The organism is Streptomyces sp. JK94 (genome assembly GCF_053613315.1).
Map to the genome: position 1 here is coordinate 142155 of NZ_JBSICH010000014.1, position 17604 is coordinate 159758.

The 17604-nt window shown below is 70.9% G+C and carries 13 protein-coding genes, 2 tRNA genes and 1 pseudogene; 4 read left to right on the top strand and 12 right to left on the bottom strand.

Annotated elements, in window-relative coordinates; genetic code table 11:
- The first annotated feature begins 113 nt into the window (after positions 1–113).
- Positions 114–2312, top strand: coding sequence for an elongation factor G-like protein EF-G2 (locus ACVV2G_RS13800; RefSeq protein WP_453842972.1), 2199 nt, complete (start codon positions 114–116; stop codon positions 2310–2312).
- A 218-nt stretch (positions 2313–2530) separates the two neighbouring features.
- A complete protein-coding gene (locus ACVV2G_RS13805) occupies positions 2531–4192 on the top strand; it encodes a hypothetical protein (RefSeq protein WP_453842973.1) in 1662 nt (553 codons plus the stop codon).
- A gap of 129 nt (positions 4193–4321) precedes the next feature.
- Here the strand turns inward: ACVV2G_RS13805 and ACVV2G_RS13810 are convergent, their stop codons facing one another.
- The 3 genes and pseudogenes from ACVV2G_RS13810 to ACVV2G_RS13820 form a co-directional block, all read right to left on the bottom strand.
- Positions 4322–4870: an HIT family protein gene (locus tag ACVV2G_RS13810; protein ID WP_453842974.1), complete on the bottom strand. Its 549-nt coding sequence runs from the start codon at positions 4868–4870 to the stop codon at positions 4322–4324.
- A 78-nt stretch (positions 4871–4948) separates the two neighbouring features.
- Entirely contained in the window at positions 4949–6928 is a 1980-nt protein-coding gene (thrS, locus tag ACVV2G_RS13815; protein ID WP_453842975.1) for a threonine--tRNA ligase, read from the bottom strand.
- A 353-nt stretch (positions 6929–7281) separates the two neighbouring features.
- Positions 7282–7431: pseudogene (locus ACVV2G_RS13820) on the bottom strand (DUF4365 domain-containing protein); the annotation flags it as partial.
- A 159-nt stretch (positions 7432–7590) separates the two neighbouring features.
- Between ACVV2G_RS13820 and ACVV2G_RS13825 the strand changes: the two are divergent.
- The gene (locus tag ACVV2G_RS13825) at positions 7591–8316 is read left to right on the top strand and encodes a 3'-5' exonuclease (protein ID WP_453842976.1); all 726 of its coding nucleotides are present in this window, start codon (positions 7591–7593) and stop codon (positions 8314–8316) included.
- Between the two features lie 55 nt (positions 8317–8371).
- On the opposite strand, the gene ACVV2G_RS13830 is transcribed toward ACVV2G_RS13825, so the two are convergent.
- The 9 genes from ACVV2G_RS13830 to ACVV2G_RS13870 form a co-directional block, all read right to left on the bottom strand.
- Positions 8372–8443: transfer RNA gene (locus ACVV2G_RS13830), tRNA-Val, on the bottom strand.
- Positions 8444–8482: 39 nt separating this feature from the next.
- Positions 8483–8941: an SRPBCC family protein gene (locus tag ACVV2G_RS13835; protein ID WP_453842977.1), complete on the bottom strand. Its 459-nt coding sequence runs from the start codon at positions 8939–8941 to the stop codon at positions 8483–8485.
- Positions 8942–8981: 40 nt separating this feature from the next.
- Positions 8982–11717 (bottom strand): exo-rhamnogalacturonan lyase family protein, encoded by a 2736-nt coding sequence (locus ACVV2G_RS13840; protein WP_453842978.1) that lies wholly within the window; start codon positions 11715–11717, stop codon positions 8982–8984.
- A 100-nt stretch (positions 11718–11817) separates the two neighbouring features.
- Complete coding sequence (locus ACVV2G_RS13845) at positions 11818–12417, bottom strand: hypothetical protein (RefSeq protein ID WP_453842979.1); 600 nt, start codon at positions 12415–12417, stop codon at positions 11818–11820.
- A 12-nt stretch (positions 12418–12429) separates the two neighbouring features.
- Positions 12430–13320, bottom strand: coding sequence for a carbohydrate ABC transporter permease (locus ACVV2G_RS13850; protein WP_453842980.1), 891 nt, complete (start codon positions 13318–13320; stop codon positions 12430–12432).
- Positions 13317–14318, bottom strand: a complete 1002-nt coding sequence (locus tag ACVV2G_RS13855) for a carbohydrate ABC transporter permease (protein ID WP_453842981.1) — start codon at positions 14316–14318, stop codon at positions 13317–13319. The genes ACVV2G_RS13850 and ACVV2G_RS13855 overlap by 4 nt, the downstream gene beginning before the upstream one ends.
- Positions 14318–15607, bottom strand: coding sequence for an ABC transporter substrate-binding protein (locus ACVV2G_RS13860; RefSeq protein ID WP_453842982.1), 1290 nt, complete (start codon positions 15605–15607; stop codon positions 14318–14320). Before ACVV2G_RS13860 ends, ACVV2G_RS13855 begins: the two co-directional genes overlap by 1 nt.
- 494 nt (positions 15608–16101) lie before the next feature.
- Positions 16102–16173 (bottom strand) — tRNA-Val (locus ACVV2G_RS13865).
- Positions 16174–16251: 78 nt separating this feature from the next.
- On the bottom strand, positions 16252–16707 hold the full coding sequence (locus ACVV2G_RS13870; protein ID WP_453842983.1) for a TIGR02611 family protein: 456 nt from the start codon (positions 16705–16707) through the stop codon (positions 16252–16254).
- Between the two features lie 191 nt (positions 16708–16898).
- Between ACVV2G_RS13870 and ACVV2G_RS13875 the strand changes: the two genes are divergently transcribed.
- The gene (locus tag ACVV2G_RS13875) at positions 16899–17312 is read left to right on the top strand and encodes an SsgA family sporulation/cell division regulator (protein ID WP_004002642.1); all 414 of its coding nucleotides are present in this window, start codon (positions 16899–16901) and stop codon (positions 17310–17312) included.
- Positions 17313–17604: the final 292 nt, after the last annotated feature.

Below are 17604 nucleotides of genomic sequence, written 5' to 3' on the forward strand. Positions count from 1 at the left end.
GCGGGACGGGAGTGGAAAGCTCGAAGGACCGCGGGCGTCGCCGGAGCCGCCAGTGCACGCGGTCCCGCGTGTCCGCGCCCACGGCGACCTCACCGTGCACGGGAGGCTAGGACATGGGCGACAAGGCACACACCCACCCCGGAGCCGCCGGAAGGGCGTCGGCGGCCGACCGTCCCGCGTCCGTACGGAACGTGGTGCTGGTCGGCCCCTCGGGAGCGGGCAAGACGACTCTGGTGGAGGCTCTCGCGCTGACCGCGGGGGCGCTGAACCGGGCGGGCCGCGTGGAGGACGGCGGCTGTGTCTCGGACTACGACGAGATGGAGCACCGGCAGCACCGCTCCGTGCAGCTCTCGCTGGTGCCGGTCGAATGGGAGGGCATCAAGGTCAACCTCCTGGACACGCCCGGGTACGCCGACTTCGTCGGTGAGCTGAGGGCCGGTCTGCGCGCGGCGGACGCGGCCCTCTTCGTCGTCTCGGCCTCCGACGGGGTGGACGGCTCGACCCGCATGCTGTGGGAGGAGTGCGCCGCGGTCGGCATGCCCCGGGCCATCGTGGTCACGCACCTGGAGGCCGCCCGCGCGGACTTCGAGGAGATGACGCGGATCTGCGCGGAGGCGTTCGGCGGGGACGACCCCGACGCCGTGCTCCCGCTGTACCTGCCGCTGCACGGGCCGCAGGCGCCCGACGGGCACGCGCCCGTGACGGGACTCGTGGGGCTGCTGTCGCGGAAGCTTTTCGACTACGCGTCCGGCGGGCGCGAGGAGTCCGAGCCGGGCGAGGACCGGCTGCCGCTGATCGACGAGGCCCGCTCCATGCTGATCGAGGGGATCATCTCGCAGAGCGAGGACGAGACCCTCATGGAGCACTACCTCGGTGGTGAGCAGGTCGACCTGAAGACGTTGGTCGAGGACCTGGAACGCGCCGTGGCGCGCGGGGTGTTCTTCCCCGTCCTGGCCGCCGCCCCGGCGGCCGAGGGCGCCCGCCAGGGGCTCGGCACGGTCGAGCTGCTGGAGCTGGTCACGCGCGGCTTCCCGACGCCCCCGGAGCGCGCGGCCCCGCGGGTCACCACGCCCGACGGCACCCCCCGCGAGCTGCGGACGTGCGATCCCGACGAGTCGCTGGTCGCCGAGGTCGTCAAGACGTCCTCCGACCCGTATGCCGGCCGGATCTCGCTGGTCCGCGTCTTCTCCGGCACCCTGCGCGCCGACCAGACGGTGCACGTCTGCGGGCACGGGCCGGCCGACCGCGGCCACGAGGACCACGACGTCGACGAACGGATCGGCGCCCTGTCGACGCCCTTCGGCAAGCAGCAGCGACCGGTCCCGCACGTGATCGCGGGCGACCTGGCGTGTGTGGCCAGGCTGAGCCGGGCGGAGACCGGGGACACGCTGTCGGCCAAGGACGACCCGCTGCTGATGGCCCCGTGGGAGATGCCGGACCCGCTGCTGCCGGTGGCCGTCGAGGCGCACGGCAAGGCCGACGAGGACAAGCTCACCCAGGGGCTCGCCCGGCTGGTCGCCGAGGACCCGACGATGCGCCTGGAGCAGAACCGGGACACGCACCAGGTGGTCCTGTGGTGCCTGGGCGAGGCCCACGCCGACGTGGCGCTCGAACGGCTGCGCGGCCGGTACGGCGTCCAGGTCGACGTCGTCTCCCGCCGGGTCCCCCTGCGGGAGACGTTCGGGAGCAGGGCGGCCGGGCGCGGCCGGCACGTCAAGCAGTCCGGTGGGCACGGGCAGTACGCCGTCTGCGAGATCGAGGTGGAGCCGCTGCCGAACGGTTCGGGCATCGAGTTCGTGGACGAGGTGGTCGGCGGTGCGGTGCCCCGGCAGTTCGTCCCGTCCGTCGAGAAGGGCGTGCGCGCGCAGGCCGCCAAGGGGGTCGCCGCGGGTCACCCGCTGGTCGACGTGCGGGTGACGCTGCTCGACGGCAAGGCGCACTCGGTCGACTCCTCCGACGCCGCGTTCCAGACGGCCGGCGCGCTGGCGCTGCGGGAGGCCGCGGCCGACGCGACGATCCACCTGCTGGAACCGGTCGCCGAGGTGAGCGTCCTGGTCGGCGACGCGTACGTGGGCGCCGTCATGGGCGACCTGTCCGGGCGCCGCGGCAAGGTGCTCGGCACCGAGCAGACCAGCGGCGGGCGGACCGTGGTCCGGGCCGAGGTGCCCGAGATCGAGCTCGGCCGGTACGTCGTGGCCCTGCGCGCCCTCTCGCACGGCACCGCGCGCTTCGACCGCCGCTACGCGCGACACGAACCGATGCCGCAGCAGGTCGCAGAACGTCTGCGGGAGGAGGCGCGGGCCGCGTCGTAGCGCCGCCGGGGCCCGCGCGGGCCCCTCCGCTCCGGCGGTGCCGCCCCGGCGCACGACGGCGCGTACCAGGGGCCAACCCGCGCGCCCGAAAACGCCTTTGGGCGTCCGGTGACGCATGCCGGTGCCGACGGATACGCTGATGACCTGATCAACAGGTGTGCGGGGCGGGGAAGTCGGGAAGGCCGCAGGACGACAGTGGTGGGCGATCGGGGGCGGGAATGACCGTTGACGGCGGTTACGCGGACTTCTTCGGGCCGCAGGTGCCGCGTACGGACGGCGGGGGGCAGACGGCCACCTTCGCGCTGGCCTCGGCCGCCTACCGGGACAGCCCGATGGAGGAGATCAAGAAGGCCGACAACGAGTGGCACCAGACGGCCGTCAACGCGGGCCGGTCCTGGGCCACCATCTTCCGCCCCAACCTCGGCGAGGCGTTCGCCCGCGCGGTGGCCGACCGGATGCTGGGCGGCGGACGCAAACCCCTCATCCAGTCCTTCGGGGCCGAGCCGCAGGTGGTCGTCGAGCACTGTCTGGCCGCCAACGGCATACGCAAGGCCCGCGACGCCCGGTTGTCCACGGTGATCGTGCTGTGCGGGCTGCTGTTCCTGCCCGGCATGCTGGTCTGGCTGCTCGGCTTCCAGATCCGCACCACCGTCGCCAAGGCGGAGAGCAGGCAGGCCGGGGCGCTGGGCACCGCGGTGCTCGTGGCCATCGCGGCGCTGGCCGTGCTGTTCCTCGTCAAGATGCCCTTCTCCGGCTTCTGGGGCTGGTACGCGCGCGCGGCGGTGGTCATGCCGGTCGTCGGCTGGTTCTGGGCCAAGCGGATCTGCGAGGGCACGGCGCGGGACCTGCGGGAGCGCTGGGCCGGCCTCCTCTCGGGCAGCGGCGTCGGCGCCAAGATCCCGGAGGCGGTGCCCAGCAACCCGGGCGAGACGGCGGCCGAGCAACTGCGCCAGTCCCTGGCCCAGCTCGGTGCCGAGCAGCAGTCCAACTCGGCCTTCTACGCCGGCCCCAAGGGCATACTCGGCATGGGCACCCGCTGGGGCAGCTGGCAGCTCGCCGAGAACCTGGTGCCGGCCGACCCGACCCGGGAGATCCACCCCTTCCGCAGCTGGGACGTCGTCCGGTCCATCCACGACCAGCTGCGCATGCTGGAGCGCGGTCCGCTGAACACGGGCGGTTTCCCGAAGCCGTCCATCCGGCACTGGGTCGTGACGCCGATCGGCGAGAACGCCAAGGCGGTGTCCCGTCCGGGGGGCACGGACGTCGAGGCGTACCAGGTCAAGCCGCATGCGATACAGGACATCTGCAACAAGCAGCAGTTCGGGGCGGGCGACCGGCACTACCTGGGCGTCCAGTGGACCCTGTGGGACGGCCAGCTGGTCATCACCATGCTGATCACGGTGACGGTGCTGCACGAGACGCTGCGCGTCGAGGTCACGGGACACGCCCTGGGCCCGGTGAACCCGCTCTTCACCACCAAGCCGGAGGCCCCCTCCAAGGAGGTCGCCAAGTCGTTCAAGCCGTGGGAGACCCGCAAGGTGATGCTCCCGCTGGTCACCGCGAACGAGGTGGTACGGCTCGCGGTCCGCGCCCCGCTCACCTGGTATCCGCCGCTGCTGAACTGGCTGGGCGGCACGATCGGGCTGCCGGAGCCCTTCGGACTGCGGCACGCGTGGGCGGACCAGCCGTGGCGGCACCGCTTCATGGCCGACGACGCCCTGCGTGCGGCCGCGCCGGTGCTGCGCGTGGTGCACTCGGCGGCGATCAAGGTGCTGGAGGAGAACGGCGTGGACACGGAGAAGTTCGGGTCGCGGTCGGCGTTCCTCAGCACTGCTGTGCAGGACCCGTCGCCGGGGAAGGCGGACCTGTACAACGCGTAGGCCACGGGGCGGGCCGGGTACCGCACCGTGGGCGTCCCGGGGGTTCGGGGCGCCCACGGGCCCGGCTGCCCGAACGGCGCCTCGGCCCGGAGCGCCGGACGGTCCGGACGACGCGGCCGTCGACGGGGATCAGCCCGCCGGCCACGCCTTCGCCAGCATCGTGCGGGTGTCCCCGAGCAACTGCGGCAGCACCTTCGTGTGGCCGACGACCGGCATGAAGTTCGTGTCCCCGCCCCAGCGGGGCACGACGTGCTGGTGGAGGTGGGCGGCGATGCCCGCGCCGGCCACGGAGCCCTGGTTCATGCCGATGTTGAAACCGTGGGCGCCCGAGGCGGTGCGCAGGGCCGTCATCGCCTGCTTGGTCAGCTCGGCGAGTTCCGCGGTCTCCACGTCGGTCAGGCCGGTGTAGTCGGCGACGTGCCGGTACGGCACGGTCATCAGGTGGCCGCCGTTGTACGGGTACAGGTTGAGCACCGCGTAGACGTGCTCGCCGCGCCGGACGACCAGGCCGTCCTCGTCGGACTTGGCCGGGATCGAGCAGAAGGGGCAGCCGTCGTCGGCCCCCGGGCCGCTCGGCTTGTTCTCCCCCTGGATGTAGGCCATCCGGTGGGGCGTCCACAGGCGCTGGAACGCGTCCTGCGTCCCCACTCCGATCTGCTGCTCCGGCTCACTCGTCATGCGTGCAGCATATGGCGTCGCGCGCGGCGGCAGGGAAAGGCCCCCGGGATCTCCCCCGGGGGCCCTGGGAGCCTCGGATCAGACCTGCGCCCGGTCCTCGACGACCTTCGCGATCTTCGCGAGGGCCTCGTCGACGGGGATGCCGTTCTCCTGGGAGCCGTCGCGGTAGCGGAAGGAGACGGCGCCGTGCTCCATGTCCTCGTCGCCCGCGATGACCATGAAGGGCACCTTCTGCTTCTGGGCGTTGCGGATCTTCTTCTGCATCCGGTCGGAGGACGCGTCCACGTCCACCCGCAGCCCGGCGGCGCGCGCCTTCTCGGCGAATTCCTGCAGGTAGGGCACGTGCGCGTCGCCGATCGGGATGCCGAGCGCCTGGACGGGCGCCAGCCAGGCCGGGAAGGCGCCGGCGTAGTGCTCCAGCAGGACGCCGAAGAAGCGCTCGATGGAGCCGAACAGCGCCCGGTGGATCATGACGGGCTGCTGACGGGAGCCGTCGGCGGCCGTGTACTCCAGGCCGAACCGCTTGGGCTGGTTGAAGTCGACCTGGATGGTCGACATCTGCCAGGACCGGCCGATGGCGTCCTTGGCCTGGACGGAGATCTTCGGCCCGTAGTACGCGGCGCCGCCCGGGTCCGGGACGAGCGGCAGGTTCTGCTTCTCGGCGGCCTGGCGGAGGGCCTCGGTGGCCTCCGCCCAGTCCTCGTCGGTGCCGATGAACTTGTCGGACTCGTCCCGGGTCGACAGTTCCAGCTCGAACTCGTTCAGACCGTAGTCGCGCAGCAGGTCGAGGACGAAGGTCAGGAGCGTGTCCAGCTCCGTCGGCATCTGCTCCTTGGTGCAGTAGATGTGCGAGTCGTCCTGGGTGAAGCCGCGTGAACGGGTCAGGCCGTGCACCACGCCCGACTTCTCGTACCGGTACACGGTCCCGAACTCGAAGAGCCGCAGCGGCAGTTCACGGTAGGAACGCCCGCGAGACCTGAAGATCAGGTTGTGCATCGGGCAGTTCATCGCCTTGAGGCGGTAGTTCTGCTCGTCGAACTGGATGGGCGGGAACATGCCCTCCGCGTAGTGCGGCAGGTGCCCGGAGACCTCGAAGAGGTGCTCCTTCGAGATGTGCGGGGTGTTCACGAACTCGTAGCCGGAGACCTCGTGCCGGCGGCGCGAGTAGTCCTCCATGACCTTGCGGATCACTCCGCCCTTGGGGTGGAACACCGCGAGGCCGGGGCCCAGCTCGTCGGGGAAGGAGAACAGGTCCAGCTCGGACCCGAGCTTGCGGTGGTCCCGCTTCTCCGCCTCGGCGAGGAAGTCGAGGTGCGCCTTCAGCTCGTCCTTGGACGGCCAGGCGGTGCCGTAGATCCGCTGCAGCTGCGGGTTCTTCTCGCTGCCGCGCCAGTAGGCGGCGGCCGAGCGCATCAGCTTGAAGGCCGGGATGTTCCGCGTGGTCGGCAGGTGCGGACCGCGGCACAGGTCCTTCCAGCACACATCACCGGTCTTGGCGTCGAGGTTGTCGTAGATGGTCAGCTCGCCGCTGCCCACCTCGGCGTCGGCACCGTCGGCGGCCTGCGCCGCGTTGCCCTTGAGGCCGATCAGCTCCAGCTTGTACGGCTCGTCCGCCAGCTCCTCGCGGGCCGCGTCGTCGCTGGTGACACGGCGGGAGAAGCGCTGGCCCCGCTTCTGGATCTCCTGCATCTTCTTCTCGACGCGCTTGAGGTCCTCGGGGGTGAAGGGCTCCTCGACGTCGAAGTCGTAGTAGAAGCCGTCCCGGACGGGCGGGCCGATGCCCAGCTTGGCCTCGGGGAACAGCTCCTGCACGGCCTGCGCCATGACGTGCGCGGTGGAGTGCCGCAGGATGTTCAGGCCGTCCTCGGAGGAGATCTCGACGCCCTCGACGGTCTCGCCGTCCTCGACCTCGTGGGCGAGGTCCTTCAGCTCGCCGCCCACCCGGGCGGCCACGACCGAGCGCTCGCCGGCGAAGAGGTCGGCCGCCGTGGTGCCCGTCGTCACCACGCGTTCTTCCCGCTCGGAATCGCGTTGGATGATCACACGGACGTCTGACACCGGTCTCTCCTGACTGAAGGTGGGGCCGCGGCGCCATACCGGAGCGCACGCGTGAGGGCGATCTTACCGACCCGGGCCCGTGCACCGCGAAACCAGTACCGGCGGCCGGCCCCCGCGGCCCCTCCCCGCCGCCGGCCTCCGTCGCCCGGCTGCGGCGCGCCGGTGCCGGGCGCCCTGGCGGCCCGCCCGCGCGCGTGGCGAGGGCTCCGGCGAGCGGCATCCCGCGGACGGCGGAGCGCAGCCGCTCCCGCGCGGTCCGCGAGGCGGCGCCACCGGACCCGGCCGGCACGTCGCGCCCGGCGGATCTCGTCGCAGGGCGCGGCGCGGGAGAGCAGCATCCCGCGGGCGGCGGGGCGGGCGGGCTTCGCCAGGTGGTCCCCGTCGAGCGTGAAGGAGAAGAAGCGGCCCGGTGGGCGCTGCGGGATCCGGTACGTCGCCTTGAGCTGCGCCTTGAGGGCGACCGCGTCGTCGACCGTGTGCCCGGGGGCGCTGTGGCTGACGTGTCCAGAACCGGCGTGTTCCCGCTGCGGGCCTGTGAACTGCGAAGATCCTCGATCCTGTGGTGTTCTTCCGGCGTACGGCGCAAACAGCCCGGGTATCACCGAACCGGGACAGCGGACGGCGCGTCAGCCACCGTTCCCGGACGAGGAGTTGAGTGCCCTATGACGAGCTGGTTCGAGGGGCCCCTGGCCGCTTTCGACACGGAGACGACGGGTGTGGACGCCGAGACCGACCGGATCGTGTCGGCCGCCCTCGTCGTCCAGGACGCCCCGGGCCTCAGGCCTCGGGTGACCCGGTGGCTGGTGAATCCGGGCGTGCCGGTGCCGGAGGCGGCGACGGCGGTGCACGGACTGACGGAGCAGCATCTGCAGCGCCACGGCCGCTGGCCCGCGCCGGTGCTGTACGAGATGGCGGAGGCGCTGAGCGAGCAGGCCCGCGCGGGGCGTCCGCTCGTGGTGATGAACGCGCCGTTCTGCCTGACGCTGCTGGACCGGGAGCTGCGCCGGCACCGCGCCTCGTCGCTGGGCCGCTGGCTGGAGCGGACGTCCCTGCACGTCCTGGACCCGCTCGTGCTCGACAAGCACCTGGACCGCTGCCGCACGGGCCGCCGCACCCTCACCGAGCTGTGCGCGCACTACGGCGTCGAGGCGGCGGGCGCGCACGAGGCGGTGGCCGACGCACAAGCCGCGCTGGAGGTCGTACGTGCGGTGGGGCGACGCTTCCCGGCACGGCTGGAACGCCTCTCGGCGGCCGAGTTGCACACGCTGCAGGCGGTGTGGCACGCGGGGCAGGCGCGCGGGCAGGTGTGGTTCGCGCTCAACGGGGCGGAAGAGGCGGTCGACCCGGCCTGGCCGCTGCGGCCCGGCCTGCCGGCGGCGGCGGCGTGACGGCGCGCGCACACGAAGAAGCCGGTCCGTCGTGCGACGGACCGGCTTTTCCCGGTGGGCGATACTGGGTTCGAACCAGTGACCTCTTCGGTGTGAACGAAGCGCTCTCCCACTGAGCTAATCGCCCGGGAACGCACTGAACCATACAGGCCCCGGCACGTTTCCTTCAAACCGCCGGGCGGCCGCCTTCCAGGTGGGCGGCCAGTCCGCGCCGGCCCGCCCGCATCATCAGCCGGTGGTTGGCCCGGAACAGGGGCCGTCCCGGCACGGCCAGGCGGCGCAGCAGCGGCTTGCGCACGTGGACCTCCTGGTCGTAGCGGGCGAGGGTGCCGGAGCCGTGCGGGCCGACCGTCCAGCGCGCCCAGCCCTCCATGTCGCCGCTCATCGCGACCTCCAGCACTCCCGCGGCCGGGTCGCGCCGTTCCTCGCGCAGGGTCGCCGTCAGGTCGTACGGGAGGAGGGAGCGGAAGCGGACGACTCCGCCGGTGTCGTCGAGCCGGGTGACCTCGCGCACCTGGGGCCACCAGCGGGGATAGTCGTCGATCCGCTCCAGCTCCCGGTAGACGGCCGGGACGGGCGCGGGCAGGGGCCACAGGCTGCGGAATCGGTGATGGTTCCAGTCCACGTACCGGAGTGTGCCCGTACCCGCGTCCGTCACGTGCGGGCTACGGCATCCTGTCGCCCAGAAGTGCCAGGTTCTCGATGGCGGCGAGCCCGTAGAGCGCGGTTTCGTTGGTGGACACCCAGCTCGCCTCGCTGCCCGGGACCAGCGCGGCCGGACCGCTCAGCTTCTCGGTCCGCCAGGGCGCCGACTCCTTGTAGCCGTCGGAGTCGTAGAACTTCTGCCAGGCGCGCGCGGCGAGCTTCTCGTCCCCGGTCTGCACCGCGGCGTAGGCGTCGAGGCGCGAGTGGCCCTGGAAGAGGATGAGGCTGCCGAAGTTGCTGCCGTACCGGGCCGCCTGCTCCGTCTTCGAGGCGTTGAAGTAGCGGCAGTAGTCGTAGTACGCCTCGTCGAACTCCGGCATGTCGACCAGGTCGATCAGCTCGGCGCACAGTTCGTTGAGGCCGAAGACGGCCGACAGGTGGGAGACCCCGACCTTGGGGGTGTCGGCGATCGCGAACCTGCCGGTGTCGAGGTCGTACAGGCCGCTGCCCTGGACGAAGCCGTTGGGCTGGGCGGCGATGGTCTCCATCGTGGACAGGACGCGGTCCCTGGCCTTCTCCCACTTGGGGCCCTTGCGTTCCCACTCGGTCAGCCAGGCCGAGACCAGGCCGCTCCAGTCGGTGCCGAAGCCGACCGACAGGGCGTTGCGGTCGGGGGTGTAGGGCTCGGTGCGGATCTTGCGGAGCGGGTCGAGGGCGAGGAAGGTCTCGTCGGAGTCGACGTTGGCGTGCATGAGGTCGCCGACGCGTTCGTCGGCGGTGAGGAAGTAGTAGAAGCGGCGGTACGTGGTGTTGGCGATGCGCTGCTGCTTGGCGCTGTCGGCGTAGTGCTGGACGCCGTGCCGGGTGCCGAGCCCGGCCCATTGGCCCAGGTGGTAGACGTCCACCTCGCCGGTGTGCCGGGTCATGGCCTCGGCGAAGCGGAAGATGTCGGCGCGGCCGGAGCGCAGGTAGGCGTACCAGAGCCAGAGGTCCGGGGAGAGTTCGGAGTTGTCCCAGGCGTAGCCGCCGACGTCGTAGCGCCACTGGTGCCGGACGGCGTCATAGGTGTGCATGATGTCGCCGTAATCCCAGAAGCCGTACCAGCGGCGCTGCTCCACCTGGTCCTTGTAGTAGGTGAAGAGGAAGTCGAGGTGGTCCTCGATCTTCGCCTTGGCGGGCGTGGAGCGGTCGGGCTCGGAGTAGAGGCCGGGACCGAAGACCTTGGACTTGATGAGCTGCGCCGGCGGTGCGGCGAGCTGCGGCAGGACGCGCACCGCCTCGACCTGCTCGGCGAGCTTCTCGGCGCTCGGGGTGGCGGCGTTGGCCCAGAACAGCAGTTCCGAGGTGCGGGCGATGCCGTAGGGGGTGCCGAAGCCGGGCTCGTAGTCCTCGTAGGTGATGTTGAGGCCCTCGATCTGCTCGGGGAAGGTGTCCTGGCCCAGGCCGTCGTGGTAGAAGCGCAGGTCCATCGGCTGTGCCTCGGGCGACCAGAGCCAGAGGGTGACCTCGGCCTCGTCGGTCTGGGCGTCGCGGATGTCGAGCTGGGCGGGGTACTTCTCCCAGAAGTCGCGCAGTCCGAAGGAGAGTCCGCCGCTCGTTCCGCCGACGTAGCCGAAACCGGAGGCTCGCCGTCCGCCGCCGGCACCGATCCAGCCGTGTCCCTTCTTGGTGCGCTTGCGCAGGGTGAAGCCGTCGGCGGACAGCTGGGAGAGGGTGTAGTCGCCCCACTCGGGGATGTACTGGAGGCGGGTGGTGACGCGCTGGTCCCAGGTGGCGGGGTCGGGGAGCTTCTCCCCCGCGAACTGCGCCGCCTGTACGGCAGCTCCGGGGTCGCGGCGCAGGCCGGTGATGCCCTTGACGGCCTCGCGCAGCAGGCCGGTGCCCTCTCCGCCGATGCGGATGTGCCGGTCGTAGGACGCGTCGCGCATCGGCACGCTGAAGCGGACGCCGAGGCCGCGGATGAAGTCGCCGCTCGCCTTCCCGGGCTCCTGCTTCCCGTCGAACGTGATGGTGTGCACCATGCGGAAGGAGTCGGCTCCCGCGTAGAAGTAGAGGCGGAGGGAGAAGGGCAGCCAGCCGCGGTTCCCCTTGCGGTGCTTGCCGTCGATGCGGACGACGGCGCGGACGGGGCCCTCCTGCTCGACCTTCACCTCGTCGATCGCGCCGTCGAAGCGCTCGTGCTTCACGGTGCCCTGGTCGCCGTCCTCGATCTCGGGCTGGCGCAGCAGGACGAGGCGGCCGTTCTTCGCGATCTCGGTGGAGCCTCTGGTGACCGACTTGATCAGGGTCGATCCCGATGTGCCGATTCTCGCGGTGATGACGCCGGTCGATATGTCGATGGTGCCGCCGCGCCGGTCGACGGTGACCTTCCGGGCGGGCGCGGCGGGGGTGCCGGCGGACAGCGTCAGCTCGCCGTTGCCCGTGCCGACGGCGTGCGCGGTCCACTTGAGGGAGCCGTCCGGCCAGTACGCCAGCGGCCAGGACTGCGCCGGTACGGCCTTGCCGTCCGCGTCCGTGACGGCGAACGACTGGTCCGCCCGGTAGGTGCCCCTGGGCCAGGGGACGCCGACGGTGGAGCCGGGGGCGGCGCCCAGGCCGCCGCCCTCCAGCCAGGTCAGGGTGACGGGGTCGGCGTCGCCGGCCGCGGCGACGGGTGCGGCCTGGGCGTTCCTCGCGCCCAGGGCCCAGCTGAACTGGGCGGCGGCTCCGGCGACTGCGGCCGCCTTGAGAAGGGACCTGCGGGGGATGGGGGACATGGCCTTTCCTTTCCGTTCCGTGCGTATGCCGGGGGTGTCAAGGGCATGACAGGTAGAGCTGCGGCGCCGGGGGCGCCGGTCCGGGGCGTGGGCGCCGCCGTCAGCGGCTGCGGTAGCGCTCCTCCACGGCAACGGCCGCCGCCGCGACGGCGCCCAGGACGGCGACCGCCAGCGGTGCGCTGAACCAGGCGGAGCAGACCACCACGGCCAGCCCGCCGACGATCAGGAAGGAGCCCGCGGGGTCGAGCACGGTGCGGCGGCCGGCCTGTGCGAGCAGCGACCGCCAGGAGGCGCCGGGCCGCCAGGACGCCGCCGCGCGCAGCCCCGCCACGGCCGCGCCGATCAGGGCGAGCACGCCGACGGCGCCCACCAGGGGCCCGCCCGGCAGACCGTCGCGCACGGCCCGCACGTCCACCCACACCGCGGCCAGGGCGGCCCACCCGGCGAGCCCGACGATCCACCCGTGCCGCAGCGCCGCCCGGAAGTCGGCAGCGAACTCCCGCCAGCCGCCCCGCTCGTGGGCGAGCCGGCGTCCGAGGTGCCGCGCACCGGCCGCGAACGCCGCGGGGTAGGTGACCAGCGGCAGCGCGGCCACCGCGATCCACACGCCGGTGAGCAGGCACTCCGCGAACAGGGCGAAACCCTGGGCGAACCGCGACTCCCCACGCTCCGTCCGGGCCCGCGCACGCGCCTCGGTCATGATCGGTTCACCTCAACCCTTCAGACCGGACGTCGCCATGCCGTCGATCAGATAGCGCTGGAAGGCCAGGAAGAAGGCGAGGACGGGCAGCAGGGCGACGAGCGACATGGCGATCATGCCCCCGTAGTTCGCCAGCCCCTCCTGGTCGACGAACATCTTCAGACCGAGGGAGACGGTGTACTTGCCGGGCTCGTTGAGGTAGATCAGCGGGCCCATGAAGTCGTTCCAGGAGTTGATGAAGGTGAAGATCGCGCTGGTGATGAGGGCCGGCCGGCACAGCGGGAGCACGATCGACCAGTAGATGCGGAAGTGCCCGCAGCCGTCGAGGCGGGCCGCCTCGTCGAGTTCCCTGGGCAGGTTGCGCATGAACTGCACCATCAGGAAGACGAAGAACGCCTCCGTGGCCAGGTACTTCCCCAGCAGCAGCGGGGTGTACGTGTTGATCATGTCCATGTTGCGGAACAGCACGTACTGCGGGATCAGCAGCACATGGTACGGCAGCAGCAGCGTGCCGATCATCAGGGCGAAGAGCAGATTGCGCCCCGCGAACCGGATCCTCGAGAAGGCGTACGCCGTCAGCGAGCAGGACACCACGATCCCGATCACCGAACCCACCGCGAGGAAGAGCGAGTTGAAGAAGAACGTGGAGATCGGGATGTCGGCGATGCCGTCGGCGAGACTCCGGTAGTTGGAGAGGATCGGGTCGCCCGGGAAGAGGTCCAGGCTGCCGACGATGTCCCCGCTCTCCTTGAAGGAGCCGCCGATGACCCAGACCACCGGGTAGAGGATCACCGCCAGGATCAGAAGCGACCCGAGGTGCCAGGCGAGCGAGCCCGGCAGCCTGCGCCGCAGGGCGCCCTTGGTGGACGGGACCGGCGTGACGTCGGTGGCCTGCGCGCTCATCGGCCGCCCTCCTCGTAGTGCACCCAGCGCTTCTGGGACCAGAACAGCACCGCGGTGACCAGGGCGACCGCGACCAGCAGCATCCACGCCATGGCGGAGGCCAGGCCCATGCGGCTGTTCTCGAAGCCCTGGACGTACAGATAACAGGTGTAGACCATGGAGCCGTCGGCCGGCCCGCAGGCGTTGCCTCCGGCGCCGCCGCCGACGATGTAGGCGGAGCTGAAGATCTGGAAGGAGTGGATGGTCTCCAGCAGGACGTTGAAGAAGAGGACCGGGGAGATCATCGGCAGCGTGATGTTCCAGAACTGCCGCAGCTTGCTCGCCCCGTCGACGTCGGCCGCCTCGTACAGTTCGCGCGGCACCTGCTTCAGGCCGGCCAGGAAGATGACCATGGGCGCGCCGAACTGCCAGACGGTGAGCGCCACCAGGCTGTAGATGATCAGATCCGGGTCGCCGGTCCAGCCCCCGGCGCCGATCCCGAAGAACTGCTGCGTGCGGTCGACGACCGCGTCGTCCTGGAAGATCGCCTTCCACACGATGGCGATGGACACGCTCGCGCCGATCAGCGACGGGGCGTAGAAGGCGGCCCGGTAGAAGGCCTGCCCGCGCCGCTTCTGCGCCAGGAGCAGCGCGACGCCCAGCGCGGCGACGAGCTTGATCGGCGTACCGACGACGACGTACCACAGGGTGATCTGCACCGAGTGGCGCCAGCGGGGGTCGCCGAACATCTCGGAGAAGTTGTCCAGGCCGATCCACTCGGGGGCGTCGAAGAGGTTGTAGTCGGTGAACGCGAGGTAGAGCGAGGCGATCATCGGTCCCGCGGTCAGCAGCAGGAACCCGGCGATCCAGGGGGACATGAAGAGGTAACCGGCCAGGTTCTCCCGGCGGCCCCGCCGCTTCAGCTCGGCGGGGCGCGGGGGCTTGACCGGACCGTGCCGCGGCTCGGAGTCCTTGGCCAGGTCCTCCCTCGCAGGGGCGTGTGTCACGGCGCTTCCCATCAGCCGGCGAGAGCCGTCTTCGACTCGGTGAAGAACTGCTTGACGGCCTCCGCGACGGAGCGCTCGCCGAGCGCCATCTCCTCGGCGATGCGCGAGAAGGCGGACTCGCAGATGTCGGCGCCGTTCGGGTGCGGGGTGATGGTCTCCAGGACGCCCGCATCGACGAGGGACTGCTCGTAGGCGGCGATCGACTTGTTGACCGGGTCGGTCGGCTGGAAGGCGTCGTACTGCGCCTGCGTCGCGGGGACCCCGCGGTCGTAGCCCATGATCTTGGCGACCTCGGGGTCGTGCACCATGAAGTCGATGAACTGGGCGACCTCCTCGGGATGCTGGGTGCGCTTGTAGGCACTGAGCATCAGCGAGCCGAGGTACTGGCCGGTCTTCTTGCCGTCCGTGGTCGGGATGGGGGCGAGACCGTACTCGCTCTTGCCCTCGGAGGTGTAGCGGACGGTGAAGTTGTCCCAGGTGTACTCACTGCCGGCCAGCTCGGCGGAGAGCGCCGACTTGGGCTTGACCTGCACGACCTTCTTCGGGTCGGCGAACAGGCCAGTCTTCACGCCCTTCTCCGCCTTCGTCCACCAGGCGGTCAGGTCCGCCTCGGAGAAGCCGAGCCCGTCCTCGGTGAAGAAGGCCTTGCCGTTCTGCCGCAGATACAGGTCGTAGAGGTACATGACGCCGTACATGCCGCTGTCGCCGGCTCGGCCCGTCCTGTCGCGGATGCTCGCCATCGCCGCGTCGAAGTCGTCCCAGGTCCAGCCCTGTTCGGGCTTGACGCCGGCCCGGGTGTAGACGGACTTGTCGATGACGAGGGCCATCGAGTTGGAACCGACGGGCACGCCGAGGAGTTTGCCGTCGACCTCGCCGAACTTCTCCAGGCCCGCCCGGAAGCCGTCCGTCGAGAGATTGCCCGCCTTCACCTGCTCACTCAGGTCGAGCAGCACATTCTTGGCGTCGTATTTGCGGAGAAATCCGATGGCATTCTGGAAGACGTCCGGCGGATTCCCCCCGGAGGCCTGGGTGTTGAACTTCTTCCAGAAGTCGGGGTACTGCTGGAAGTCGGTCTTGACCTTGATCTTCGGGTACTTCTTCTCGAAGAGGGCGATGGTCTTGTTGATGCGTTCGGCCCGGTCCTCCGCACCCCACCAGGAGTAACGGATCGTCACCGTCCCGTCTCCCGACCCACTGTCGCCGCCGCATGCGGTGGCGGTCGCGCCCAGCCCCGCGACGGCCAGCGAAGCCCCCGCCGCCTTGAGGATCGTCCGCCTCTCCATTTTGCTGCTCTGCTGCATATGAGCCTCCCCGCGACGTCGCGTCCGCCTCATGAATCGTTTCAAGAAAGCGCTTGCTGGCACAAGGTACGAAGGACCCGGGGGCCCGTCAATGAGTCGGACGGGAATTGATGGGGCGGGGGTGGAGCACGGTGGCACCCCGCGCCCCGCCCGGCCGCCGGACAGACGGGAGATTCCCCAGGTCGGCGCGGCGTGACCGACGGGCCGAACATCGTCGACCCCGCCGGAGCGGGCGGTGCCGAAGGTCACGGTTGGGTGACGCCGGGCGAGAACGGAACGGGCCGGCGTCCGACGGGACACACCCCGGACCCCTCGGACGCGCGCCCGGCCGACGCGGTGCCCGACGCGCCCTACGACCGCCCCGGGGCCCGCGCGGCCACCACCTGCCGTGAAGCGGCCACCTGTCCGTGAAGGCGCCGCGTCGGCGGGCGCGGCACCCCGCACGACGAGGCGGCCCGGCTCACGATCGTGAGCCGGGCCGCCTGATGATCCGGTGGGCGATACTGGGTTCGAACCAGTGACCTCTTCGGTGTGAACGAAGCGCTCTCCCACTGAGCTAATCGCCCGGACGCAGGAAGAACATTACCCCATGTCAGGGGATGCCCGTGACCGGCGGAGACGGTTCGCCGCACCCCCGCCGCGGCTCACTGGTCCTTGATCTTCCACGGCATCTCGAGGCCGAACTCGTACAGGTAGATCCCGGCCAGCACGGCCACGATCGCCACGCCGACCGCGGTCAGGATGATGTTCCGGCGCCGCACCTTGGGATCGAGGGCGCGCTGCGCCGCCTCGGTGACCTTGCGCTTGGTCCAGCGCAGGACGAGCTGGGCCCAGACGAACTCGGTCGCCCAGATGGCCATGCCCCCGAAGATCACGACCCAGCCCGGCCCGGGCAGCACCAGCATGGCGATGCCGGCCATCACCACCGCGAGGCCGACGATGAAGACGCCGACCTGCCAGCTCAGGTGCAGGGCACGGCGCGCCCTGACGAATTCCGGTGCCCTCGAACCGAGGGCGCGCGCGGCCACGACTTCGTCGTCCGTCCCCGTACGGTCCTCCGCCACGGCCACTTCGCCGGACTTGTTACTCCCCGTGTTCATACAGCCAAACACTACCGGAGCGAATCCTGTCACCGGAATGGGCGCAGGACCCGAACGGCCTCTCGGCCGGAAGAGTTACCTAAACACCCGCAAAACGCTCAGAGGGGTTTACAACGGCACCGTAGGTGGCATGTCGATTTGGCCGACGTGCGAATCCCCGAGCGCACACTGAGCGAAAGGCCCTGGCGCTTATGAACACCACGGTCAGCTGCGAGCTGCACCTGCGCCTCGTTGTGTCGAGCGAGTCCTCCCTGCCTGTCCCCGCAGGCCTGCGGTACGACACGGCCGACCCCTACGCCGTGCACGCCACCTTCCACACCGGAGCCGAGGAAACCGTCGAGTGGGTGTTCGCCCGCGACCTCCTCGCCGAAGGTCTCCACCGTCCCACCGGCACCGGCGACGTCCGTGTCTGGCCGTCGCGCAGTCATGGTCAGGGCGTCGTGTGCATCGCCCTGAGTTCCCCGGAGGGCGAGGCCCTGCTCGAGGCCCCGGCGCGGGCTCTCGAGTCCTTTCTGAAGCGCACAGACGCCGCCGTGCCGCCCGGCACGGAACACCGGCACTTCGATCTCGATCAGGAGCTCTCGCACATCCTGGCGGAAAGCTAGGGCGAGGCTCCGTGAAGCCGCCCGTCGCCGTCGACTCGGGGTGACGGCACGGGCCCGGACAACCGCATACGGCACAGACCGGCGTCCGTCGCCGCGGTTCTCCGCGGAGGCGGCGCCGGCGTGCGTGTGCGCCTGTGCGGGTGCCTGCGCACGGGCCGGGCCGCCGGGCCGCGCCACGTCGCGCCGGGCCGGGCCGGGCCGCGCCACGTCGCGGTGCGTCGCTTCGCGCCGGGCCGTTCTGAGCCGTGCCACCGTGACCACGGGATCTCACCTGGCCCGCCTGTAGTCCCTC